This is a genomic window from Planococcus glaciei (genome assembly GCF_900099655.1).
Classification (GTDB): Bacteria; Bacillota; Bacilli; order Bacillales_A; family Planococcaceae; genus Planococcus; species Planococcus glaciei.
Genome location: NZ_FNDC01000002.1, coordinates 1 through 20,558, shown reverse-complemented (window position 1 = coordinate 20,558; position 20,558 = coordinate 1). Strand labels below are relative to the sequence as shown.

Below are 20,558 nucleotides of genomic sequence, written 5' to 3'. Positions count from 1 at the left end.
TTTTCGCTCTTTTTTGTGTTAAGATAGGCATTACGATAATAGAGGACGTGATAAGCATGATTAATATCCAACCACCGAAAGCTGATATCACCATTACGCAGCGCAAACAGGAAATTACAGGCGACGAAGCGGTCATTAAGCCATTGTACGGCTTTATCGATTTGCATGAGATTCCGCGCGATAAAGGCGGCATCATTCAATTCTTCAACCACAGCGGCGAATTGCTTTTTGTCGGCAAAGCCCGCAAATTGCGCCAGCGCGTGAAAAAACACTTCGAAGACAACGTATCGCCTTTGAAAAACCATCGCGAAGAAGTTTACCGCATCACGGTTTCAATTGTAGAAGATCCAATGGAGCGTGAAATTTACGAAACCTATTTGATCAACGCCCATAAAGCGAAATACAATGTCGACAAAGTATTTTACAAAGACCAGGAATAGTTAAAAAAGACGCCGCTTTGGCGTCTTTTTTTCATTTCTTCTCTTACAAGCGTTTCTCAAAAAAGTGCTTAGTGTGCCCTTTTGGATGGTCTTCCAATAAGCCAAACTCACGGAATCCTTGTTTCTTGTAAAAACCAGGCGCCTGAAAGCTGAAGGTTTCAACGACCAGCAGGCTGTAATTTTGGTTTCTTGAGTACTCTTCCATTTGCTGCATCAATTGTTCCGCAATCCGCTGGCCGCGTGCTTTAGGATCCACCCACAGAAAATCGATGTGCATATGCCCCCAGTAAGCGGTGCCTGTAATGCCGCCAATGATATCCCCGTTCTCATCGCGGGCAATAAAGCTGATTCCTTCTTTCGGCGATTTCTGTTCTTCCGGCAAGCTTGCCGTATTGTGTTGAATGACTTTGTTGCGGATAAACTCACGGTCTTCTTGAACTTCTTGTTTAATAATATTCATAATAGTCCTCCTAAACCTGGTTATAGTCTGCAGCTTTTTAGCTTTGGGCTGCCTCTTTTTCGATTGTACTGCATTCTTATGTTTTAATGCGCTCTTCAAAAGGGAATAGGTAAATAATTAACTAGGTTTTTTGGAGGAGAAAATATGACGTCTTATGCAAAAGAAGCGCCGTTTGCCTGGTGCAGAAGCGAATACGATACACTTCAGTCGGTCTTGGTATGCCCGCCGCATTATATGGAAATTAAAGAAGTGATCAATGATGTGCAAAAACGCTATCAAAAAGAAAATATCGATACAGAAAAAGCAACTCAGCAACATAAACAATTTGTAAAAGCGCTGCAGGAAAACGGTGTGGCGGTAGAGCTGCTCCAACCGTCTGAACAGTTTCCAGAACAGGTTTTTACCCGGGACATCGGTTTTACAGTAGATGATACTGTCTTTATCGGAGAAATGGCCTCGTCCATCCGGCAAGGCGAAGAAGCAGAACTGGAAAAATGGCTGAAAAGCCAGCAAATCCGCTTCGAATCGCTCGGCTGCAACCGCGTGGAAGGCGGAGATGTCATTATCGATCATGACACGTTGTATGTCGGCATCAGCAGCCGTACATCCAAAACAGCCATTCAGGAACTGCAGGAAAAACTTCCGCGTTTTAACGTCGTTCCTATTTCATTTGACGAAAAATACTTGCATCTCGATTGTGTGTTTAATATCCTATCACCCACAGAAGCCCTCATCTTCCCGGAAGCATTGGATGCAGAAACGATAAAAATGCTGGCCAAACGCTACACGCTTTTAAAAGTGAATGCTGAAGAGCAATTCGCACTCGGCACCAACGTGCTGTCCATTGGAAACCGGCGGGTCTTCAGCCAGCCCCAAAACAAGAAAGTCAATCATCTGCTGAAAAAACATAACTTCAATGTGATTGAAGTGGACTTTTCCGAAATCATTAAATCCGGCGGTGCGTTTCGCTGCTGCACGATGCCGCTCGTCAGAAAATAGTAAAGAGGAAGGACTCAACAGGTCCTTCCTCTTTCTTTTGATTTTACAGAACGGCAGCCTTCCGCTTGATTTCAGCAAAGAAATTCCCCAGTAATTTAGCGCCATCAGGGGTGCCGATTGATTCGGGATGGAATTGCAAGCCGTACACCGGATAATCGCAGTGTTTGATGGCCATGACGGTATCGTCATCCATTGCCGCAGCATGGACTTCAAAACACAGCGGCAGAGTATCTGCCTGTACCGCCAGCGAGTGATAGCGCATGACCGGGAGCGGATTCGGCAAGTCGGCGAAAATGCCTTGCTGTTCATGTGCCACCAGTGAAACTTTGCCGTGCCGGATGATTGGTGCCTGAGAAATTTCCCCGCCAAAAGCAGCGCCAATCAATTGGTGGCCCAGGCAAATCCCGAGAATGGGAATGCTTTGGTAAACTTGGCGGATCAACCGCAGCGATTCCGGCAAGGCCTCCGGATGCCCTGGGCCGGGCGATAAGATAATGGCTTGCGGTTTTTTCGCAAGTATCTCGTCAATCGTTAATGCACCGTAGCGTACGACTTCCACGTCTTCTCTCAGTTCTGCTGCGGCTTGGTAAATATTGTACGTAAAAGAATCATAATGATCGATTAAGAGAATCATCCGAACACCTCCGTCAATGAACGCGCTTTGTGCAAGGTTTCTTCAAATTCTGCCTGCGGATCGGAATCATAGACGATGCCTGCCCCCGCTTGCACATGGACCTGCTGGTCTTTGACAACAAAGGTCCGAATCGCAAGGGCCACGTCCAGATTTCCGTTAAAGCCGAAATAGCCGACAGCTCCGCCGTAGACGCCCCGCCGCTCTTCTTCAAATTGCTGAATCAACTGCATTGCGCGGACTTTCGGCGCCCCGGATACTGTTCCGGCCGGCAGACAAGATACCAGTGCATCCAGCGGGTGCATTTGGCTGTTCAATTCACCCGTCACTTCCGATACCAAGTGCATCACATGCTGATACCGCTCGATGATCATGTATTTTGGAATCTTCACCGAACCAATGGCAGCTACACGGCCTACATCATTGCGGCTGAGGTCAACCAACATCTGGTGTTCTGCCCGTTCTTTTTCATCGTTCGCCAGTTCTTCGGCAAGAAAGGCGTCTTCTTTTTCCGTACGTCCCCTTTTTCTTGTTCCTGCAATTGGATTGGTCACCATATGGCCATTCCGGATCGTCAATAAACTTTCAGGTGATGCCCCGACAACAGCATACTCATCAAAATCGATGAAAAATTGGTAAGGCGACGGATTTTCCTTGCGCAGCTTGCGGTATAGCCGAAAGGCGTCTCCTTGGTAAGCAGCCGACAAGCGCTGCGACAGCACCAATTGAAACACGTCCCCGTTCCGGATATGTGTTTTTGCCTGCTCTACCTGTGCCCGGAATTTTGCGGCATCGGTTTTGGAAGTGAATTCAAGCGGCGGCTGTTTTTCCTGTTCAACAGTGGGTTCTGATACGCTAAGCTGCGCTTCCACTTCATCCAGTTTGTCTTCAAATGAAATGATGGTAATATCATTTTTCACATGGTCAAATACGACAATGGTCTCGTACAAATGCAAATGAAGGTCTGGCATCTCCAAGCTGTTCACCCGTGCTGCTTCAACCGGTTCGTAAGCGCCAATCGCATCGTAGCCAATGTAGCCGAGTGCCCCGCCGGTAAACGGCAATTCCGCTGCTTTTGCTTCAAAAACTGGCAAACGGGATTTTAAAAGCTCTAATGGCTTTCCGCTATGAATTTCTTCAAGACCGGTTCTGAAATCTATCTCTTTCAATGAATTTCCATTTCCAATATAGGATTTCGAAGGATCCGCTCCGATAAATGAATAACGACCTGTCACACCCGTTTTCAGCGAACTTTCCAATAAACACTTCCGTTTGCCTTGCAGCCGGTTGAACACTACAATCGGCGTCAGCGAATCTCCATCAATTTTTCTCAACTTCATCTCAGCTCATCTCCCTCGATTTTTAGAAAAGCGGAAGCGGCCGTTCCCTTTCAACAGGCATAAGACGGACCAGCGAAGTAGCGCTCTTTGCCACACAGCTGGGTTGGCTTATGACCCGAGAAACTGGCCGCTTCAACTGCACACCTGCAACCAATAAAAAAAGCCCTCTGCAAGGAACAGAAATCTCCCTTGCAGAGGACGGTTTGACCGCGGTGCCACCTCTTGTTAAAGCTGAAAAAGCTTTCACTCGATCCCCTGTAACGCGGGGAAGACGGGTTCCTTTACTGTAGTTCAAGGAACCTCTCATAAGCCCATTCACGCATTTTCCCCGCCGGTTTCCACCTGCCACCGGCTCTCTTTGAGAGGAATTCGATGCGCTACTTTTCTTATTCAACGATTTGCTCTGCTATTCTCAGCTCAACTGTACTTCCGGCGATGCCGCTCCCGGCACCTTCTGCCGTAATCCGTACAAAAAGGTTGCACCTATCTTATTGGAATTTTAATCCTTTGTCAACAAAAAACCGCTCGATATTCGATAATTCAGTATTGTTTGTACATGATGGTATTTTTGCGGTATAACTAATAATAAGCAGTTATTACTTATAAAAAGGGAGGATACAGAAATGACAAAAAAGTTTAAATTTCTAACAGCTGGATTTCTCATGCTGATTTTGATTCTTTCGGGTTGTGCCGGAGAAAGCAACAGCAGCAGTGACAGCGGCAGCGAAAGCGGCGACAAAACAAAAATCAGCTTTATGCATTGGCGCGGTGAAGACAAAGCTGTATTCGATGAAATTATTGCTGAATTCCAAAAAGAAAATCCGGATATTTCTGTTGAAATGAACATCTATCCTTCCGATCAATACCTCGGAACGGCACAGCGCATGCTGCAGGAAGGTTCTACGGGCGATGTATTCGCTTCATTCCCCGGAGCGCAATTCCAGTCGCTTCAAGAAGCCGGTATCTTTGAGGATTTAAGCAGTGAAAAATTTGTTTCTAATTTTGATGAAAACTTAATCAGTGTTGGGCAAGTGGACGGCAAGCAATACGCGCTTCCGTATCAGCTGGTGTTCAATATGCCGATATACAACAAAGGCATGTTTGAAGAGCTGGGTCTGGAAGTGCCAAAAAGCTGGTCTGAATTCCAGGCATTATGCGATACGCTTCTTGAAAACGGCATCACCCCTATCGCTTTCCCTGGCGCCGATATCGGCCCCAACCAATTCATGAACAGCATGGTCATGAACAATGCGCCGGATGAAGAAATTTTCGCCAAACTTTTAAGCGGCGAAGAAAAACTGACAAACGAATGGTGGGTGAAAACCCTCGAAGATTTCCAATTGCTTGAGCAAAAAGGATATATCCAGAAAAATGCATTGGGCACAAACCAGGATGCTGCAATGGCTATGGTAGCCAACGAAGAAGCTGCCATGCTTGCCACAGGCTCTTACCACATGGCTTCGCTTCTAGGCTTGAACCCTGAGCTTCAACTGGACTTGCTTGCACCGATTACCGTTGAAGAAAGCGAAGCGGTCTATGAAGGCATCAACACTGCGACATTCATGCTTGCGGTCAACAGCAATTCCGAGAAAAAAGAACAGGCGAAGAAATTCATCGAATATTTGAGCCAGCCGGAAGTCGCTTCAAAATACGCCAATGAAACAGGCCAGCATTTAACGGTTACAGATGTGAAATACGAATCTGAAGCATTGAAAAATACGGCTTATTGGATTGATGAAAGAAAAACCAGATTCCAGCCGCGTTATTTGATTACCAATGCACAAGTTGAAGATGCTGTACTCAGCTCGATTGAAAACGTATTAGGCGGAGAAGATCCGAAGGCAGCGGCTGAAGCTGCACAGAAAATCGTAGACGAAAACAGGGAATGATGTCATGAAAACCTCAAAAACCATTTTTCTATTCTTTGTGCCGGGCTTAGTCCTGTACAGTATTTTCTTTCTATATCCAACTGTAAGTGCATTGTTCTATTCCTTCACGGATTGGGATGGGTTTAGCGATGCTTTCGCCTTTATCGGATTCGACAATTTCGAACGGGCGTTTACGGGCGATTCGATTTTCAGGAAAACGATCGGCAATAACTTGAAATTCATGCTGGTCGTCGTCGTATTCCAAACCATCGTAGCGCTTGCCTTTGCCATGATCCTGATCAAGAATACAAAGACCACGGTTTTCCTGCGGGCTCTGTATTTCTTTCCGACGATCTTGTCGTCCGTTTCAGTGGCCTTTATCTGGGCATTCGTCTACGATCCGTCGCTGGGCATCCTGAATCAGCTGCTTGAAGGCATTGGCCTTGGCTTTATAGCGCAAAACTGGCTGGGGAACGCCAATATCGCGATTTATTCATTGGCCATTACCCAAGTGTGGTTCCACGCAGGCCAAATGCTGATTGTATTTGTCGCCGGGCTGCAAGCCATTCCGCAGGAAATGTATGAAGTAGCCAAAATTGAAGGGGCATCCAAGTGGCAGACGTTCCGTTCTGTCACATGGCCACTGCTTGCCCCTTCCGCGACCATTGTTGTCGCTTATACCACCATTCAATCGTTTAAAGCGTTCGACTTGGTGTTTGCAATGACAGGCGGCGGTCCGAACAACACGACCGAAATCATCGCTACGTACATTTACGACATCGCTTTTAGAAATTATCAATTCGGTTATGCAAGTGCCATTTCCGTTATTTTCATGATCATCATAGCGATTATCACGTTCCTGCAATTCAAAGCATTGCGCTCGGATCGGGTTTCCTATTAATTGAAAGGAGGAAAACAGCTTGCTTTTCCGAAGATTTTCTCTGCTCGTTTATGCGTTGCTGATCTTGATCCCGTTGTTGGTTGTGGTTTTGACCTCGATGAAAACTTTGAGGGAAACGTTTTCCAATCCGCTCGGGCTTCCTGCAGATGGCATAAACATTGATAATTACGTAGCTATTTTCCAGGAACAGACGATGGCTGGCTATTTCATGAACAGTGTCATCGTTACGCTGTTTTCTGTAACTTTTACGCTGCTTTTTGCCTCCATGATTGCTTTTGGAATCACCCGCCTCAGCAGCTGGCTTGGAAATATTATGTTTACGCTGTTTACACTTGGCATGATGGTTCCGGCGCAAGTCATCATGGTGCCGCTCTATTCGCTGATGCTTGACTTGAATCTTACCAATAGTTTAGTAGGCCTGATTCTGGTGAATGTTTCCACAACCTTGCCGATTGCCGTATTCATTTTGACCGGTTTTATGAAAACTTTGCCAAAAGAATTATTTGAGGCTTCGACGATTGATGGGGCCGGAAATTGGCAGATGTTCACAAAAGTTGCAATTCCGCTGTCGCTGCCTTCCCTATCGGCAACTGCCATTTTCCTGTTTGTGATGCATTGGAACGATTTGCTTTATCCGTTGCTGTTCATCACAGACAATGCCTACAAAACCTTGCCGCTCGCTTTGCTCGAGTTCCAGGGCCAATATTCTACCAACTACCCAATGCTTTTCACCGGCGTCATTATCGCTTCGGCTCCAATGGTCGTCGCGTACGTCTTCCTGCAGCGTTTCTTCGTTGCCGGCATGACCGCAGGCGCCGTCAAAGGCTAATCTATTCAAAAAGGCTGTCGAGAAATTCTCGACAGCCTCTTATTTTTTTCACCATAGCTCTGGCTTGGCCACCATCAGCCACAGCATCGCCAATAAAATTGCAATGTAGATCCACAGCGAACGCTGCAGTTTTTTGATAAGGGAACGCCGGTCGGCATGCGGCTCTTCAAACTTTTTCAAAACCGGTTTGAATGCGCGGGCCAAAAAGACAATGGAGCCAAACATGATGACAAGCGTCATCACAATCCACGACGTCGTCCATTGCCAGTAACTTTGCCAAATCAGCAACACACCCGTCGTAACTAGTACATGGCCTGCATGTTTAACGAGGCGGACCGCTGAACGGAACGTAACGATTTGCGCGCTCAGCACGTCTCCAGATGCTTCATTCATCCGTTGAGTTAATGGTACAAGCACAAAGAATGGCCCGATGGATGAAACGGCACTGAGGACGTGCAGAAACAGAATCACTGTATACATTGTTTAGTTCACAACCGGTGCAAACTCATGGACCCAAACGGACATTTGTGGAAGCCACGGCATGCCTGGATGAAATTTCAGGATGGATTGTTTGTATTCCTCCACACTGCCGTATCCTTCCTGGCGTGCATGTTCGTCCGTCAATTCACCCAGCGTTTGTGCATAGACGCGTTCTACTACAAACTCGCTTCCTTCCAGCACCATCACTTCGCCGATGTCCGCATAGCGGCCATTCCGCCGTGTGGCCGTCTTGCTGCCATCCAGCACTTTTGCCACATCTTTTTTATTCGTCACCAATTTCTCGATGCTGCATGTTTTGGGTGGCAATTCATTGTTCGGTAATTCAGCCATTTTCATTCCGCCTTTCTTTTGCTTTCCTTTCATTATAAACGAAGGAGCAGACCTGCATATCTTTTGTTTGGAATAGTAAAAGCCCTGGAGAAAACTCCAGGGCTTTTCGTTTACTTCGCGAAATAATGCTTGCCGATTTTTGTAATGACGGTCCGTGAGAAAATCCAGTTATCCGTTACGCCAGCCGGATTGTAATAATACGTGGCGCCGGCACTTGGATCCCATCCTTGGTAAGCGTCACGCACTGCCTGGTAAGCGGAAGCGTCCGGCGTTAACCAGTACTGTCCGTCATTAACCGCGGTGAATGCATTGCGCTGGAAAATGACATCGTATGTACTGTTAGGGAAATGGCCGGAATTGATGCGATTCAGAATCACAGCTGCAACAGCCACTTTTCCTTTATAAACCTCGCCTCTTGCTTCTCCATGCACTACGTGTGCCATCATATCTACTTGCTCCAATTTATTTCGAGTCAAAGTTCCCGTGTAACCTGTTGCCGGGACGCCGAAATCACGCTGGAACTGGCTTACTGCCGTTTCTGTAATCGAACCATAATAACCTGTTGGGGTGACATGGAAGTAACCGAGTTTTTTCAGTTTGGTCTGCAATTCAGTAACTGCTTGTCCCTTAGATCCTGAGTGAAGATCTGGACCATGCGCTTCTGCTTCTGCCTGTGAAAAACTCAGGAACAGAACTACAAACAAACCGAATGCTAAAGTTTTAAGACTTTTCATGCTTTCTCTCCTTCCTGTATCCGGAATTGCCAAAAAACAATTCCTTTCCCCAGTATATAGGTCGAAGTTAGAAAATTAAACCCTTCATACCTACTTAATTTCCAATTAATAAAAGTACTAAAGTCTTGCATAATGATTTAATGGAATAAAATTACATAATAAATGCTACATCTTTGCGGGATTTCTCCCAAAAGAAGCTGGGAAAAAGGGTTCAAGTGATGGATTGGCGAATAGAATAAAAACCATGTTATTTTGGGGAGGAATTGCGATGTTCATCCGACAGCCTTTTGATGAATTTTTAGATATGTCATACGAACGGATAAGTGAAAACAGCGTGAAAGTAACGTTGCCTATCCAACCTCTATTCGTTAACAGTGTAGGGGTGATCCACGGCGGCGTTATTGCTACACTCGCTGATGTCGCACTCTGCAATACGGTAGCGCCTGATGCGGACGGCAAGCAAAAAGTGGTGACCGTCGATTTAAATGTCGCGTTCCTTAAAGGAGCAAAATCCGAGTTTTTAACTGCCCGTGCTTTTGCTGTAAAAGAAGGGCGCAACATTACGCATGCAGATTGCATCATCCATGATGACCAGGACCATGTAGTGGCCAAAGCCAGGGCCATTCTGTTTAACCAATAAGGGATAGCTGAAAAAGAAAAAGGACCATGTAGTGGCCCTTGGAGCAAATCATGGATTGACGTGGGCGTCCGGCGCTTTATCGGCAATCAAGTTCAAGGAGATGCCATGTTCCAGGTAGGCTTTCAGGCCACATAGGACGATCGTAAATCCGCCCATCGAATCGAGGGCTTGTTCAACCATCTCATCACCCTCGCCTTGAAACCCGGAATTAATGATCGATACAAAAGTTTCGTATGCGTTTCTTGGAGTAAAGGTCCACTCGACTGTTGAATACCCATATGGTTCTTCCCATTCGATTAGAATGCGTTTGTTTTCTTCCAGCTGTTTTACATAGACGTTTGCAGAAACTCCATACATTTCCCAATCCCATCGAATGTGCTTGCCAAATTCCAATTTCCCGCTGCTCTTGGTAAACCAGAATTTCGTCGTTTTTTCGGGATCGACAAAGGCCGCAAATACTTCATCAACCGGCTTTCTTATATTCATTTCCGCCTTGACGACCGGTTCCTCTTTTAACATAGCCATGTATGTTTCTTCCTTTCATTTGCAGATTAAGTGCAGCTGTGCAAACTGGCCGGATTGCCGGACAGTTTTTAAGGTGAATTCCAGTTCAAAATCCAATTCCTGAAAAAGGGGAATGCCTTGCCCAATCAATGTAGGCGCAACCGAAATTATAAATTCGTCGATCAGCTTTTCCTTTAGAAAATCGTGAAGAAGTGCGCTTCCCCCAACTACCCAAATGTCTTTTCCCGGCAGGGCTCTTTCTCTTTGCACAAAAGACGCCACGTCTTCATTGGTAAAAATGACGTGACCTTCTTGGCCGCTTTTCGACTTTGAAAACACATAGCATTTTTTATCAGGATAAGGAGCTTTCCCCTTTTCCATTTCCATGATCCAATCGTATGTGCGCCGCCCCATCACTACGGTGTCGATGGTTTCCATGTACTCGGCATAGCCGGCATCCCCTTCCATCTCTACTTTAAAAAGCCAATCGAGCGAATCGTCTTTCGTGGCGATATAGCCGTCCAGACTGGCTGCGATGTAACACGTGATTTTACGTTCCTGGTCCATGTTCTCCCTCCTCTTTTCCGCAGATTTAAAACTTGCTTTCATTTATTATCCCCGTTTTTCGGTTGAGTAACCATGGTGGCCAATAGGCGGTTTCCTTAAAATAGGACGCCTTGAGGAAATTTTGTTACAGTGGAAGAAAGTTGATGAATGGAGGCATACCTATGCAAAAAATCGTGATTTTGTCGGATACCCATATCCCGGTGCGGGCGAAAAAGCTCCCCCAGCGTTTGGTCGAGGAATGCCAGTCCGCGGATTTCATTATTCATGCCGGCGATTGGCAGACGCTTGATGTGTATTATGAATTGGCTGCGTATACAAAAACAGATGGCGTTACCGGAAACGTCGACCCTTGGGAAATAGCGGACCGTTTCGGAAAGAAAAAGATTTTTGCTTTCGGTGATTTGAAGGTCGGGGTCATCCATGGCGATGGCAGCCGAAAAACGACAGAACAGCGTGCTTTTGAGGCTTTTGCCGAAGAACAGGTGGATATCATCGTTTTTGGCCATTCCCATATCCCGATGATGCGCGAAGTGGACGGCATCACATTATTCAACCCCGGTTCTCCTACAGATAAGCGGAAACAGCCCCAATATTCATTTGGGTTGCTGGAAATCGGTGATACCTGGAATTTAAGGCATATCTTTTTTGATAAGGAACATTAAAAAATCGAGCCGGATTTCTCACCGGCTCGATTTTTCATTGCATTCTTTCATTAGCACAAATCCCAGCTCCTTCAGCGCCATTTCAAGATTCGCTTGAATCATGACACCTTTTAAAGCTTGGGCGAAATGGGGGACTTTCAGTGCCATAAAAGGCTGGATGCCCGTAACGACTGGCGTAATGCCAATTATTTTTAAGACACTGACAAGTTTCAGCAAATATTCGCCCACGACCGAATTGATTTGGGAAACACCGGAGACATCAATGATCAAATAATCCAATTCGGCTTCACTGCACTTTTCCAAAACATGATTGATAATTGTTTGCGCCCGGCCCGCTGTCACTTCGCCGATCACTGGCAAAATGGCAACGCCTCGCGTCACGGGAACAAGCGGGGAAGAAAGCGATTCAATTTGCTCGTTTGCCTTGGCAAGCTCCAATACATACGTCAGCAATGAAGACATCGTCGCAAATGCTTCTTGATGCTCTTCCTTGAATTCGAAAGGCACCTGGTCAATGCCGCAAATCGTTCCGTACACTTCGCCGCATTCATAAAGAATCGGGATGCCAATAAACGAACCGTTGCCAAAACGGGGAGCAATATCTAATTTGCTTGATAAATCGTTGTGGGAAATATCTTCAATAATCAAGGGTTCTTGGCCATGGTTGATGCTCAAGCTGCAAAAAGTCTGGCCTAAAGGAGAGGCACTTCCTGCAGTCACCAATTCCTCTTTTGCATTTACCGCTTTGACAATTTCATTCGTCTGCCCATCATTTTTGGCAATGAATAAAGTGTTGATCTTTAATTGTTTACTTAACAGGTGAAGAATATGATCAGCAGCGTCGTCAAAGTTTTTAAAACTTCCTGCTTTTTTTGTTTCCTTTAAAGACATTCCCACAACCTCCCCGTCTCGTTTTCTCTTTCTGATTCGTCTCTTATAACTTTCTTTAACATACTATTTGTTCTATGGCTTTGCAAATCTACTCTCTTGCACCCATTTCCTTAATTATACAATTATATTCATTTATTTATCATGTTTTTATGTAACAAAGTTATGAAAGCTGCGCCCTGGGTTCAGGAATTTCCAGAATAGGGTATAGCTTTACTATAACTCTTGTAAGGAGATGGTGGAATGGTTGCGAAGCATCTGGAAATTGATTTACTGCAGCAGACAGATACGACAATTTACTTTGAATGGTCAGATACGGGAGATACGTGTGTAGTCAAAAGAGATGCAGACACAATTTACACTGGCACCAAAAACAGTTTTAGAGATGAAGGTTTGCAAACCGGCGAATTGTATACGTATACGATTGAACGCCTTGGCAATGACGGCCAAGTAAAAGAACGGATCAAAATGCAAACCAGCACGGAAGACCACTCAGAAGACATCATCAATTATTTGCAGCAAATTGCCATTACAACAATCGTTTCGGAGTCGAAGATTATTCTGGCGTGGGGAGCTATCGACGGAATTGATGAATATGAAATTTACCGTGACGGCGAACCGGTGGAAACTACCCGAAAAACCCAGTTTACCGACTCTGATGTCGAATTGGACCGGGAATACTCTTATTGGATCCGTGCAGAACGTCCATTGGAACGATCCGAAACTGGTTTCAGTGAAGAAAAATCCGTTGCTGCCCGTATTTTCGGCTTGCTCAACATCAAGTCGTCTCAGCAAGAAGCTGCGATGGAAAAGTTTTGGATTGCAAAAAAAATAGCGCCATTGGAGCGGCTGCTCGCCGACGCTCCTCAAGTCAATGTGTCGGAATTCAAACGTACTTGGGATTTGCGCTATACCACTTTCCTGCCCGACGAATATTTAGCCAACCCGAATCTGCTGTCGCCCAACCGCTATTTTGCCGGAGACAATCGGACATTCACTCCTGAATCTTCCCATTACCGCACACAAGTTAACTTTTCACTGCAATTGGGAAATGAAGAGACCACTTTGGAATTCCAAAAAGACGTCGGCCCTAGCATTGCATATGATTGGCGGAAAAAATTCCGGAAAGCGGATGTCGCTTCTTCTGAAGGCATTCAATTGGAGAAAGCAAAAGAAGACGACCGTAACGTGATGGTTAACTTGACTCATAGCGTCGGCAATCCATTAACCACGTCACCGAATATCGACTATGACGTATCCGCAACATTTTATCGGGATGGCCACTATGATATCACCGGCCTTCACGACCAGGCACCCAACCATGAAGTCTACTTGAAAAACGATAAAATGGACGACTGGTTCCAAATCCACGAAGCGGAAAGCAAAGGCCTCGCCTGGATGTCACGAAGCACCGCGAGCCAATACTGGCGAATCTCAAATTTTGAGTAGGAAAAGCGGAAGCGGCCGTGTAGATTCGACGGGCATAAGACGAACCGGCGAAGCGGCGATTTTTGCCGCACAGCCGGGATGGCTTATGACCCCGAGAATCTGGCCGTTGCAGCTGGACAGTAGGAAAAACGCAGGCGCCCATGGAGCCCCGACAAGACCGAAGCGACCTCGGGGGGCTGGGCGCCGGAGTTGGACATAGAAAAGCGGAAGCGCCTGTTCAGCTTCGAAAGGCATAAGACGATTTGGCGAAGCGGCGTGTTATCAGCCGCACAGCCAAAGTGGCTTATGACCCGAGGAGCTAGGCGCTGCAGCTGGACAATAGGAAAAGCGGAAGCGCTCATAGAACCTCGACCAACACAAACAAAAAATCCTGATGCGCTTCAGCGCGTCAGGATTTTTATTGTTTATCCAGAAAACGTTTCCGAATATGAGGCGGCGGCAACATACAACTGTTGAGTTTGCCGAATACCTTATAGCGGTTTTTCGCTACGACATCGTAAGCCCCATCACGCAGCGGGCGCGGGAAAGATTTTAAGTAAAAAGCCAGTTTCCATAAACCTGTCAGGTGGCGGGAAATCATCAATGCACCTTCTGATTTCACATACGCTTTGCCATCCTGTATCAAGACCAGGCTGTCCACGTCTTCCGGCACTTCATGTTTCTTTCTCAGTTCTCGGCCAATGTCACTTTGCAAAGAAGCAAATTGGTAATAGCCAGCTGGGTCGTGGTTTATGATGAACTGCACACTGGAATCGCAGAAATTACAATCCCCATCAAATAATACTACCGCATGATCCATCTCTATCCCTCCTTTACGTTAAAACACCTAGTTATTTAATATCCTCTTTTCACTTTCCTCAAACACTTACTGTGAAAGCGTCCCTTGATGAAAAAACAGTTTCCATCCGGTTTCCCGCTTTTTCCATACGGAACTCCGAATGGAAGATGCCCCCGTGGTCTTGTTGAAAATCCGGTATGTAGCGAGCATAGCTTCAGGGCCCAACTCGTCCATCTTGAAGCCGGAAATCTCCATTTCATCAGGTGATAACGAATGATTTTCGTTGTAATCCGATCGTTTCCAGACTTTGCCCGAGCTTCCAAACTCAAAAAATTCATCATCCAGCACTTCTCCCAGTTTTTCTTTTGAAACCCGGACATCGGGTTGGATGTGGCTGCATTCCAGTTCGAAAATCTCTTTTTCCAGCTCTTTCATTCCTTATTCCCTCCAGTTGCCATTTCTTCAATCGCATTTAAACCAAAGAAAACCCCGTGCTCATCAGGCACAGGGTCAGGGTCATTCTCTGTCTCTTTCTTCGTAGAAATCTTTCATATCTTTATCCTCGCCCGGCTGGTCTTGCGGGCTGTCCGAAGATCCAAAGTCTTCGACATCCTGGAAAGTGTCCGTATAATCGCGAAGCCGGCTGTCTTCTTTTTCCACCGGCTGCCCCGTCGAACTTTGCAGCACATCTTCTTCCGGCGGACGAGACGTCATGTCCGTGTCCTGCTGAGCGTGGTCAATGCACGTTAAAGCCGTAGGGAGTGCTTCTAAGCGTTCAAAAGGGATTTCCGTTCCGCATACTGTACATTTGCCGTACGTGCCGTTTTCTATCGCTGCCAGCGCGGCATTCGTATCATTGAGTTCATCTTCTTTGAACTGGTTCAATGCCATTCCGCGTTCCTGGTCAAACAAATCGGTGGCATTATCGGCTGGATGATTATCGTAATTGGACAGTTCCGTTGTATCGAATTCTTCAGTATGTTCAACTCGGTCTTCAAGAGAATTTTTCTGTTCCGTTAATTGGTCTTTTAATTGCTTTAATTGTTCATCAGTCATTGGGCTTCCTCCTCAAAACTTGCTTGTTCTGTATATTTCCTTTTTCAGAGAAATCAAACCTGATGCCAGAGAAGCCTGGCGGTTTTCAAGTGGATTCCAGTTCGAAACGACCGAGCAAACTAAGCAAATAGGCATCCAGCCGCTGCCTGATCAATTCATCTGTCAGTCCGGTCATCCCAAACGTTTCCCAGCCCGGATAAACCATTGGCGGCCCGTCCAAAATATCGGTCAAAGCGAGAATATCCCAATATGCCCGGTAGCTAAAGCCATCGGCATGCCGCATATATGCCTCAAGGAATCGGTCAGCTGTTTCGGTGCCGTAGAGCTGAGCCAGGTTCAGTCGGCAGTGGCCGACGTCTACCCCGGCCGGCCCTCTGCACGCATTCACCCAATCCACGACCCCGCTCACCTTTTTGCCTTCCCATAATACATTGGCCGGGTGAAAATCACGGTGCAGAAAACAAGATTCGACGGATGGCCGGGCTCCGCGGGCAATCGAAAAGGCCTGCATCCATTCTGCCGGATGATCAGACCATGCGGGCCGCTCTAAAGACCGAGCTTGGTTATAAGAAAAGTATTCCCACTGGAAACCGGCGGCTCCATGTGAATGGATCTTCGCGAGCGCCGCCGCCAATCCTTCCAGCCATTCGTCTTCATTGTCCGGCTGCAGCACGACGCTTCCTGCAATTTTCGTCATCAAAACCGCCGGTACGCCGCACTGTTCGCCATTGGCATCAAACGCCAACATTCCCGGTACGGCAAGACCTGTTTTGGCGGCTTCCAGCAAACTTGCCGCTTCATGATCCGCCAAATCCGGTTCCATCGCCAGCCATTCTGCTTTTGTAAAAAGCCTCAGGACGCAGGCCCTGTCCACATTACCTGTTTTATACCGGATATCGGACAAATGAGAGGAAGTCCCTCCGGCAAGCTGTTCAATATTTACCAATTCCGTCCCTATGCCCAGGGTTTCATAGACCCACTCTACGGCTTTCAGCGGAGGCCCGCCTTTTTGGTTCGTTGCCATCTTTCCCTCCCTTATCACATACAAGTTCTGGTCCAAAAAATTTTCACCTGTTTTTTCTCTTTTGAGTATGTATACTTTTCAGTTTAACTTACCCTAGAAATAAATTTGCCAAACAGACGGTTCAAGTCTGTACACCTATGCTTTTCCAGAGCTTACGAGCAACATTTTTAGCTCTGCGTACAGTTTTGCAAAAAAGAGAATTGACAGCAAACCGAAAGTCTTTTACGATGAGTGAGGTAACATCAACTACATAACCCGGCAACGGGAGAGGTTCATAGCATTTCACCCTCTATAAAAAACTATGGATTGACGAAACTCAGCCAAATCCACATGCGATTTGGCTTTTTCTTTTTCCGTTTTTTATAGGCCTCTCTCAAGTCGGACACTTGAAGGAGGCCTTTTTTATGGCAGGAAGAAACGAAGATACATTGGACCACTTGTCGCTTCTCGGCAATCAAAACACGAAATACCAATTTGAGTACGATCCGGACATTCTGGAAGCAATCGACAATTTGCATACACGCGATTATTTCGTTAAATTCAATTGCCCGGAATTCACTTCCCTGTGCCCGCAAACCGGACAGCCGGATTTCGCCACAATTTACTTGAGCTTTATTCCGGACAAAAAATTGGTGGAAAGCAAATCGCTGAAATTGTACTTGTTCAGCTTCCGCAACCACGGCGATTTCCATGAAGACGTTGTCAATATCATCATGAACGATTTGATCAAGTTGCTTGAACCCCGTTATATCGAAGTCTGGGGCAAGTTTACACCGCGCGGCGGCTTGTCGATCGACCCTTATACAAACTACGGCAAACCAGGTACAAAATACGAAGAAATGGCATCTTACCGGATGATGAACCACGACATGTATCCGGAAACGATCACCAACCGGTAAAGGAGAGCGCGATGTTACTTTACTTAAACGGAGCATTTGTCGGACTGCTTATCTTATCGAACATCCTGGCAGTCAAATTATTCAGCATTGGGGAATGGCTGGTGCTGCCGGCAGCAGTGGTCGTCTATGTTTTCACCTTTCCCATTACAGACACGATTGCGGAAGTCTACGGAAAGCAAGCGGCTCGCCAAACCGTTTTTGCCGGATTCTTCACGCAATGCTGTGCGCTTGCTTTCATCTATTTGGCTATTCACTTGCCTTCAGCGCCATTCTTCGGAGACCAGGCATCGTTTGAAACCATTTTCTCTGCCGGGTTCCGGGTCACTTTGGCCAGCCTGATTTCGTACTTCATTAGCCAAAACTTGGATGTAACCATTTTCCATAAGCTGAAAGACCGCCACGGCGAATCCAAACTTTGGCTTCGCAATAACGCATCAACAATGGTAAGCCAGTTGGTCGATACAACGATTTTTATCGTCATCGCTTTTTACGGCACCATGCCGACTGCCGCACTTGTGGCCATGATCTTTACGCAATACGCCTTTAAGTGGCTTGCAGCTGCCTGCGATACTCCGCTTGTCTACTTGCTGGTGAAGCTGTGCAGACGCAGCGAGTCCAGCAGCGTAAGCGTGTATGGATAACGCACATAATAAAAAACTGTAACCAAGTTCATCTTTTCCTGAGCTTGGTTACAGTTTTTTATATAGGAGAAAATGCTTCTCCGGATAAGTTCAATTGCTTAATAAAAGGGCTTGAGTCACTTTAAGCTTCTGGCTCCATTAGCCGTTTTTATTTTACTGCCTACTCGCGACAGAACCAAATCTGCTGTAATCGGCAAATGGTCCGATATGGACGTTTCGATAACAGCGGCTTGTTCAGGCTCCAGGTGTTGATCTGTAAAAATATAGTCGATGCGTGTTACCGGTTTTAACTTCACGCCATCGCTGTCGTGTTCATAGGGAGCCGGATACGTATACATATTGTTTTTGCCAGTTTTTAAGAACACATCGTCAAAATGATTTTCCATTCTTTTGATCTGCAGATGGTCGGGATCCGCATTAAAATCACCTGTAATGATTTTAGGGAAGCGGCTTTTTTCCGTAATCTCCAGAATTTCGTCAATACTGACTTTCAGCTCTTCCTCTTTTAAAGACAAATGGGTGTTGAAAAAGCTTACGTATGTTCCTTTTACTTCGAGTACGACTTCCAGTATTCCACGTTGTTCACTGTTTGCAATGGGAGAAATAACTTTTGTCAGCAGGTGGTTTTCAACATACTTAATCGGGTATTTGCTCAAAACCGCATTGCCGTATTGGCGCCGTGGCCTTTCGGGTTCATTCGGCTCCAAATCCAGATTGGCGCCAAACGCACCGTACATGCCCAGACGATGGCTCAGCCAATCTACCTGATCGATAAAATCACTGCGGTCCGTAAAATGCCGGTCAAGCTCCTGCAAACCGATGATTTCTGCTCCTGACTGTTCAATGACCTTTGCTGTTCTTTCCAAGTCTACAGTGTTGTCCATGCCGAGTCCGTGAGCGATATTAAACGACATCACTTTAATGGGCACCGTGGGGGGGATTTTGTCACTCTCCATAAAAAACATCTCCTTCTAATATGAAACGAGTCCATGGCAAGGGATAATAGATGCATTGATTATAGCAATTTTCTGCTACAAAAGCAGTTAATTATGCGTTAAATTTTTTGTCTATTTTTTGAACTTCAAAATCCAACGAGGTGCACCTCAAGAAACAGTAACTTCGGGAATTTCTGTTTGAGCTGTTTTCTGCTGCTGGGTCTGGGCTGGCGCTACAATAAAATCAGCGGCAATCGGCAAATGGTCGGAGACATTCGTTTCCATGACCGCTACTTGCACCGGATCCAGCTCGGGGTCAGCGAAAATATAATCGATGCGTGTCACAGGCTTGAAGTTTTCACCTGTTTCCGCATTTTGATAAGGCGCCGGATACGTATAAGCGTCTCCTCTTTTTAACTTCAAAAAGGCGTCGCTTAAATGGCGGTTCAACCTCTTGATTTGTCCATCCCGTGGAGGTGCATTGAAATCCCCCAGAACGATTCGTGGAAAGCTGCGCTTTTCGATGATGCCGACCAGTTCGCCAATGCTGACTTTCAACTCTTCTTCCTCTAATGCCAAGTGAGTGTTATATACCGTAATCAGGTTTCCTTTAATTTCAATCACTGCTTCCAAAATGCCGCGCTGCTCATTCTTGCCGAAGTCGGTCAGCACTTGGGTCAATAAATGATTTTCCGAATACTTGATCGGGTGTTTGCTTAAAATCGCATTGCCGTATTGGCGGCGCGGTCCATCCGCTTCCACTGGTTCCAAGTCGAGGTTCGCCCCAAATACTGCCTGCATCCCCAGTCTGTCGCTGAGCCATTGCACTTGATCCACAAAAGCGCTGCGCTCCGAAAAGCAGCGGTCGACTTCCTGCAAAGCGACAATTTGGGCACAGGAATCTTCAATAATGCCTGCCGTTTTTTCCAGATCCACTATTCCGTTCATTCCTAAACCGTGAGCGATGTTAAATGACATGACTTTTACAGAAACAATTGGTTCTTTTCCTCTTTCAAGCATGCAAACCTCTCCTTTTGAATGAAGCAATTTTCCGTTCAGTACCTTAGTCACCTTGAGTATAGCAAACTAAATGATCGATTCTTATTTTAAATATGTAAATTCCTGTTAAGAGTTTGTAAAGCTATATTACAATCGAGTAGGAGGGAGTGATTAACTCCCGACCTCTCACACCACCGTACGTACCGTTCGGTATACGGCGGTTCAATTAAGATGGATGACGCAAAGTTTCATAACGTGCGACCAGACTTTTGAGTCCTTGGGAACTCCAGTAGGAGTTTCCGAGGGCTCTGTGCAATACGGGACTTTTTGAAATTCGCCAGTAGCTCTTTCGCGAGTTGCCCCATTCATAAGCCTTCCCTTTCGGGATACTCAACCCGATGAGTTTTCTCACTTTCGTACTCGGCTTCTTCCAATCTTTCCATATGCACATGCGGAGCCTTCTTCGAATCCACGATTCGAGGT

General features: G+C 46.2%; 25 protein-coding genes, 1 pseudogene, 1 riboswitch and 1 other annotated feature. Of the genes and pseudogenes, 10 read left to right on the top strand and 16 right to left on the bottom strand.

Going from position 1 to position 20,558, the window contains the following annotated elements:
* Positions 1–56 precede the first annotated feature (56 nt).
* The gene (locus tag BLQ32_RS03435) at positions 57–440 is read left to right on the top strand and encodes a nucleotide excision repair endonuclease (RefSeq protein WP_036802782.1); all 384 of its coding nucleotides are present in this window, start codon (positions 57–59) and stop codon (positions 438–440) included.
* Positions 441–483: 43 nt separating this feature from the next.
* Here the strand turns inward: BLQ32_RS03435 and BLQ32_RS03430 are convergent, their stop codons facing one another.
* On the bottom strand, positions 484–900 hold the full coding sequence (locus BLQ32_RS03430; RefSeq protein ID WP_074509132.1) for a GNAT family N-acetyltransferase: 417 nt from the start codon (positions 898–900) through the stop codon (positions 484–486).
* Between the two features lie 144 nt (positions 901–1,044).
* On the opposite strand from BLQ32_RS03430, the gene BLQ32_RS03425 reads away from it, so the two are divergent.
* Positions 1,045–1,899 (top strand): dimethylarginine dimethylaminohydrolase family protein, encoded by an 855-nt coding sequence (locus BLQ32_RS03425; RefSeq protein WP_036802779.1) that lies wholly within the window; start codon positions 1,045–1,047, stop codon positions 1,897–1,899.
* Between the two features lie 43 nt (positions 1,900–1,942).
* Here the strand turns inward: BLQ32_RS03425 and BLQ32_RS03420 are convergent, their stop codons facing one another.
* Both BLQ32_RS03420 and trpE read right to left on the bottom strand, forming a co-directional pair.
* A complete protein-coding gene (locus BLQ32_RS03420) occupies positions 1,943–2,533 on the bottom strand; it encodes an anthranilate synthase component II (RefSeq protein WP_074509131.1) in 591 nt (196 codons plus the stop codon).
* Complete coding sequence (gene trpE / locus BLQ32_RS03415) at positions 2,530–3,870, bottom strand: anthranilate synthase component I (RefSeq protein WP_074509130.1); 1,341 nt, start codon at positions 3,868–3,870, stop codon at positions 2,530–2,532. The genes BLQ32_RS03420 and trpE overlap by 4 nt, the downstream gene beginning before the upstream one ends.
* Positions 3,871–4,061: 191 nt before the next feature.
* Positions 4,062–4,273: a binding site (T-box leader), on the bottom strand.
* 220 nt (positions 4,274–4,493) lie between these two features.
* Between trpE and BLQ32_RS03410 the strand changes: the two genes are divergently transcribed.
* Genes BLQ32_RS03410 through BLQ32_RS03400 form a run of 3 tightly spaced genes read left to right on the top strand, consistent with a single transcriptional unit; the run spans position 4,494 to position 7,468 of the window.
* Complete coding sequence (locus tag BLQ32_RS03410) at positions 4,494–5,759, top strand: ABC transporter substrate-binding protein (protein ID WP_074509129.1); 1,266 nt, start codon at positions 4,494–4,496, stop codon at positions 5,757–5,759.
* Positions 5,760–5,763: 4 nt separating this feature from the next.
* Entirely contained in the window at positions 5,764–6,639 is an 876-nt protein-coding gene (locus BLQ32_RS03405) for a carbohydrate ABC transporter permease (RefSeq protein ID WP_074509128.1), read from the top strand.
* Between the two features lie 19 nt (positions 6,640–6,658).
* Positions 6,659–7,468 carry a carbohydrate ABC transporter permease gene (locus BLQ32_RS03400; RefSeq protein ID WP_074509127.1) on the top strand — a complete coding sequence of 270 codons (810 nt, stop codon included), beginning with the start codon at positions 6,659–6,661 and terminating at the stop codon, positions 7,466–7,468.
* Between the two features lie 48 nt (positions 7,469–7,516).
* On the opposite strand, the gene BLQ32_RS03395 is transcribed toward BLQ32_RS03400, so the two are convergent.
* The 3 genes from BLQ32_RS03395 to BLQ32_RS03385 form a co-directional block, all read right to left on the bottom strand.
* Positions 7,517–7,948, bottom strand: a complete 432-nt coding sequence (locus tag BLQ32_RS03395) for a DUF2269 family protein (protein ID WP_074509126.1) — start codon at positions 7,946–7,948, stop codon at positions 7,517–7,519.
* Positions 7,949–7,951: 3 nt separating this feature from the next.
* Positions 7,952–8,299, bottom strand: a complete 348-nt coding sequence (locus BLQ32_RS03390; RefSeq protein WP_115650538.1) for an ASCH domain-containing protein — start codon at positions 8,297–8,299, stop codon at positions 7,952–7,954.
* A 110-nt stretch (positions 8,300–8,409) separates the two neighbouring features.
* Positions 8,410–9,033, bottom strand: a complete 624-nt coding sequence (locus BLQ32_RS03385) for a cell wall hydrolase (protein ID WP_074509125.1) — start codon at positions 9,031–9,033, stop codon at positions 8,410–8,412.
* A 268-nt stretch (positions 9,034–9,301) separates the two neighbouring features.
* Between BLQ32_RS03385 and BLQ32_RS03380 the strand changes: the two genes are divergently transcribed.
* Complete coding sequence (locus BLQ32_RS03380) at positions 9,302–9,673, top strand: PaaI family thioesterase (protein WP_074509124.1); 372 nt, start codon at positions 9,302–9,304, stop codon at positions 9,671–9,673.
* 48 nt (positions 9,674–9,721) lie between these two features.
* Here the strand turns inward: BLQ32_RS03380 and BLQ32_RS03375 are convergent, their stop codons facing one another.
* Together BLQ32_RS03375 and BLQ32_RS03370 are read right to left on the bottom strand one after the other, a co-directional pair.
* Positions 9,722–10,198 carry an SRPBCC family protein gene (locus BLQ32_RS03375; protein ID WP_074509123.1) on the bottom strand — a complete coding sequence of 159 codons (477 nt, stop codon included), beginning with the start codon at positions 10,196–10,198 and terminating at the stop codon, positions 9,722–9,724.
* A gap of 15 nt (positions 10,199–10,213) precedes the next feature.
* A complete protein-coding gene (locus tag BLQ32_RS03370; RefSeq protein ID WP_074509122.1) occupies positions 10,214–10,744 on the bottom strand; it encodes a dihydrofolate reductase family protein in 531 nt (176 codons plus the stop codon).
* A gap of 161 nt (positions 10,745–10,905) precedes the next feature.
* Here BLQ32_RS03370 and BLQ32_RS03365 point away from each other — a divergent pair, with 161 nt between their 5' ends.
* Complete coding sequence (locus BLQ32_RS03365; protein ID WP_074509121.1) at positions 10,906–11,406, top strand: metallophosphoesterase family protein; 501 nt, start codon at positions 10,906–10,908, stop codon at positions 11,404–11,406.
* An 18-nt stretch (positions 11,407–11,424) separates the two neighbouring features.
* On the opposite strand, the gene BLQ32_RS03360 is transcribed toward BLQ32_RS03365, so the two are convergent.
* Entirely contained in the window at positions 11,425–12,297 is an 873-nt protein-coding gene (locus tag BLQ32_RS03360; protein WP_053165899.1) for an STAS domain-containing protein, read from the bottom strand.
* Positions 12,298–12,537: 240 nt separating this feature from the next.
* Here BLQ32_RS03360 and BLQ32_RS03355 point away from each other — a divergent pair, with 240 nt between their 5' ends.
* Positions 12,538–13,743, top strand: a complete 1,206-nt coding sequence (locus BLQ32_RS03355) for a DUF3238 domain-containing protein (protein WP_074509120.1) — start codon at positions 12,538–12,540, stop codon at positions 13,741–13,743.
* A gap of 397 nt (positions 13,744–14,140) precedes the next feature.
* Here BLQ32_RS03355 and BLQ32_RS03350 read toward each other — a convergent pair whose 3' ends face one another.
* From BLQ32_RS03350 to BLQ32_RS03335, 4 genes are all read right to left on the bottom strand, one after another.
* A complete protein-coding gene (locus BLQ32_RS03350) occupies positions 14,141–14,542 on the bottom strand; it encodes a thiol-disulfide oxidoreductase DCC family protein (RefSeq protein ID WP_036802752.1) in 402 nt (133 codons plus the stop codon).
* Between the two features lie 66 nt (positions 14,543–14,608).
* The gene (locus BLQ32_RS03345; RefSeq protein WP_074509119.1) at positions 14,609–14,956 is read right to left on the bottom strand and encodes a nuclear transport factor 2 family protein; all 348 of its coding nucleotides are present in this window, start codon (positions 14,954–14,956) and stop codon (positions 14,609–14,611) included.
* 81 nt (positions 14,957–15,037) lie between these two features.
* Positions 15,038–15,577, bottom strand: coding sequence for a TraR/DksA C4-type zinc finger protein (locus BLQ32_RS03340; RefSeq protein WP_074509118.1), 540 nt, complete (start codon positions 15,575–15,577; stop codon positions 15,038–15,040).
* Positions 15,578–15,662: 85 nt separating this feature from the next.
* Positions 15,663–16,601, bottom strand: coding sequence for a phosphotransferase family protein (locus BLQ32_RS03335; RefSeq protein WP_074509117.1), 939 nt, complete (start codon positions 16,599–16,601; stop codon positions 15,663–15,665).
* 261 nt (positions 16,602–16,862) lie between these two features.
* Positions 16,863–16,910, top strand: a riboswitch (PreQ1 riboswitch).
* A gap of 95 nt (positions 16,911–17,005) precedes the next feature.
* Here BLQ32_RS03335 and queF point away from each other — a divergent pair.
* Both queF and BLQ32_RS03325 read left to right on the top strand, forming a co-directional pair.
* Positions 17,006–17,500 (top strand): preQ(1) synthase, encoded by a 495-nt coding sequence (queF, locus tag BLQ32_RS03330; protein WP_036802747.1) that lies wholly within the window; start codon positions 17,006–17,008, stop codon positions 17,498–17,500.
* A gap of 11 nt (positions 17,501–17,511) precedes the next feature.
* Positions 17,512–18,141 (top strand): queuosine precursor transporter, encoded by a 630-nt coding sequence (locus tag BLQ32_RS03325; protein WP_074509116.1) that lies wholly within the window; start codon positions 17,512–17,514, stop codon positions 18,139–18,141.
* Between the two features lie 116 nt (positions 18,142–18,257).
* On the opposite strand, the gene BLQ32_RS03320 is transcribed toward BLQ32_RS03325, so the two are convergent.
* From BLQ32_RS03320 to BLQ32_RS20000, 3 genes and pseudogenes are all read right to left on the bottom strand, one after another.
* Positions 18,258–19,097, bottom strand: coding sequence for an endonuclease/exonuclease/phosphatase family protein (locus BLQ32_RS03320; RefSeq protein ID WP_074509115.1), 840 nt, complete (start codon positions 19,095–19,097; stop codon positions 18,258–18,260).
* A 147-nt stretch (positions 19,098–19,244) separates the two neighbouring features.
* Positions 19,245–20,096, bottom strand: coding sequence for an endonuclease/exonuclease/phosphatase family protein (locus tag BLQ32_RS03315; protein WP_074509114.1), 852 nt, complete (start codon positions 20,094–20,096; stop codon positions 19,245–19,247).
* A gap of 205 nt (positions 20,097–20,301) precedes the next feature.
* Positions 20,302–20,558, bottom strand: a pseudogene (locus BLQ32_RS20000) (group II intron reverse transcriptase/maturase); the annotation flags it as partial.

Excerpts from the sequence above, each read along its gene's own strand:
- BLQ32_RS03430 (WP_074509132.1), bottom strand. The coding sequence starts at position 900 with ATGAATATTATTAAACAAGAAGTTCAAGAAGACCGTGAGTTTATCCGC.
- BLQ32_RS03405 (WP_074509128.1), top strand. The coding sequence starts at position 5,764 with ATGAAAACCTCAAAAACCATTTTTCTATTCTTTGTGCCGGGCTTAGTC.
- BLQ32_RS03370 (WP_074509122.1), bottom strand. The coding sequence starts at position 10,744 with ATGGACCAGGAACGTAAAATCACGTGTTACATCGCAGCCAGTCTGGAC.
- BLQ32_RS03345 (WP_074509119.1), bottom strand. The coding sequence starts at position 14,956 with ATGAAAGAGCTGGAAAAAGAGATTTTCGAACTGGAATGCAGCCACATC.
- BLQ32_RS03425 (WP_036802779.1), top strand. The coding sequence starts at position 1,045 with ATGACGTCTTATGCAAAAGAAGCGCCGTTTGCCTGGTGCAGAAGCGAA.
- BLQ32_RS03410 (WP_074509129.1), top strand. The coding sequence starts at position 4,494 with ATGACAAAAAAGTTTAAATTTCTAACAGCTGGATTTCTCATGCTGATT.
- BLQ32_RS03335 (WP_074509117.1), bottom strand. The coding sequence starts at position 16,601 with ATGGCAACGAACCAAAAAGGCGGGCCTCCGCTGAAAGCCGTAGAGTGG.
- trpE (WP_074509130.1), bottom strand. The coding sequence starts at position 3,870 with ATGAAGTTGAGAAAAATTGATGGAGATTCGCTGACGCCGATTGTAGTG.
- BLQ32_RS03385 (WP_074509125.1), bottom strand. The coding sequence starts at position 9,033 with ATGAAAAGTCTTAAAACTTTAGCATTCGGTTTGTTTGTAGTTCTGTTC.
- BLQ32_RS03435 (WP_036802782.1), top strand. The coding sequence starts at position 57 with ATGATTAATATCCAACCACCGAAAGCTGATATCACCATTACGCAGCGC.
- BLQ32_RS03355 (WP_074509120.1), top strand. The coding sequence starts at position 12,538 with ATGGTTGCGAAGCATCTGGAAATTGATTTACTGCAGCAGACAGATACG.
- BLQ32_RS03420 (WP_074509131.1), bottom strand. The coding sequence starts at position 2,533 with ATGATTCTCTTAATCGATCATTATGATTCTTTTACGTACAATATTTAC.
- queF (WP_036802747.1), top strand. The coding sequence starts at position 17,006 with ATGGCAGGAAGAAACGAAGATACATTGGACCACTTGTCGCTTCTCGGC.
- BLQ32_RS03365 (WP_074509121.1), top strand. The coding sequence starts at position 10,906 with ATGCAAAAAATCGTGATTTTGTCGGATACCCATATCCCGGTGCGGGCG.
- BLQ32_RS03375 (WP_074509123.1), bottom strand. The coding sequence starts at position 10,198 with ATGGCTATGTTAAAAGAGGAACCGGTCGTCAAGGCGGAAATGAATATA.
- BLQ32_RS03395 (WP_074509126.1), bottom strand. The coding sequence starts at position 7,948 with ATGTATACAGTGATTCTGTTTCTGCACGTCCTCAGTGCCGTTTCATCC.
- BLQ32_RS03315 (WP_074509114.1), bottom strand. The coding sequence starts at position 20,096 with ATGCTTGAAAGAGGAAAAGAACCAATTGTTTCTGTAAAAGTCATGTCA.
- BLQ32_RS03360 (WP_053165899.1), bottom strand. The coding sequence starts at position 12,297 with ATGTCTTTAAAGGAAACAAAAAAAGCAGGAAGTTTTAAAAACTTTGAC.
- BLQ32_RS03325 (WP_074509116.1), top strand. The coding sequence starts at position 17,512 with ATGTTACTTTACTTAAACGGAGCATTTGTCGGACTGCTTATCTTATCG.
- BLQ32_RS03320 (WP_074509115.1), bottom strand. The coding sequence starts at position 19,097 with ATGGAGAGTGACAAAATCCCCCCCACGGTGCCCATTAAAGTGATGTCG.
- BLQ32_RS03350 (WP_036802752.1), bottom strand. The coding sequence starts at position 14,542 with ATGGATCATGCGGTAGTATTATTTGATGGGGATTGTAATTTCTGCGAT.
- BLQ32_RS03380 (WP_074509124.1), top strand. The coding sequence starts at position 9,302 with ATGTTCATCCGACAGCCTTTTGATGAATTTTTAGATATGTCATACGAA.
- BLQ32_RS03340 (WP_074509118.1), bottom strand. The coding sequence starts at position 15,577 with ATGACTGATGAACAATTAAAGCAATTAAAAGACCAATTAACGGAACAG.
- BLQ32_RS03390 (WP_115650538.1), bottom strand. The coding sequence starts at position 8,299 with ATGGCTGAATTACCGAACAATGAATTGCCACCCAAAACATGCAGCATC.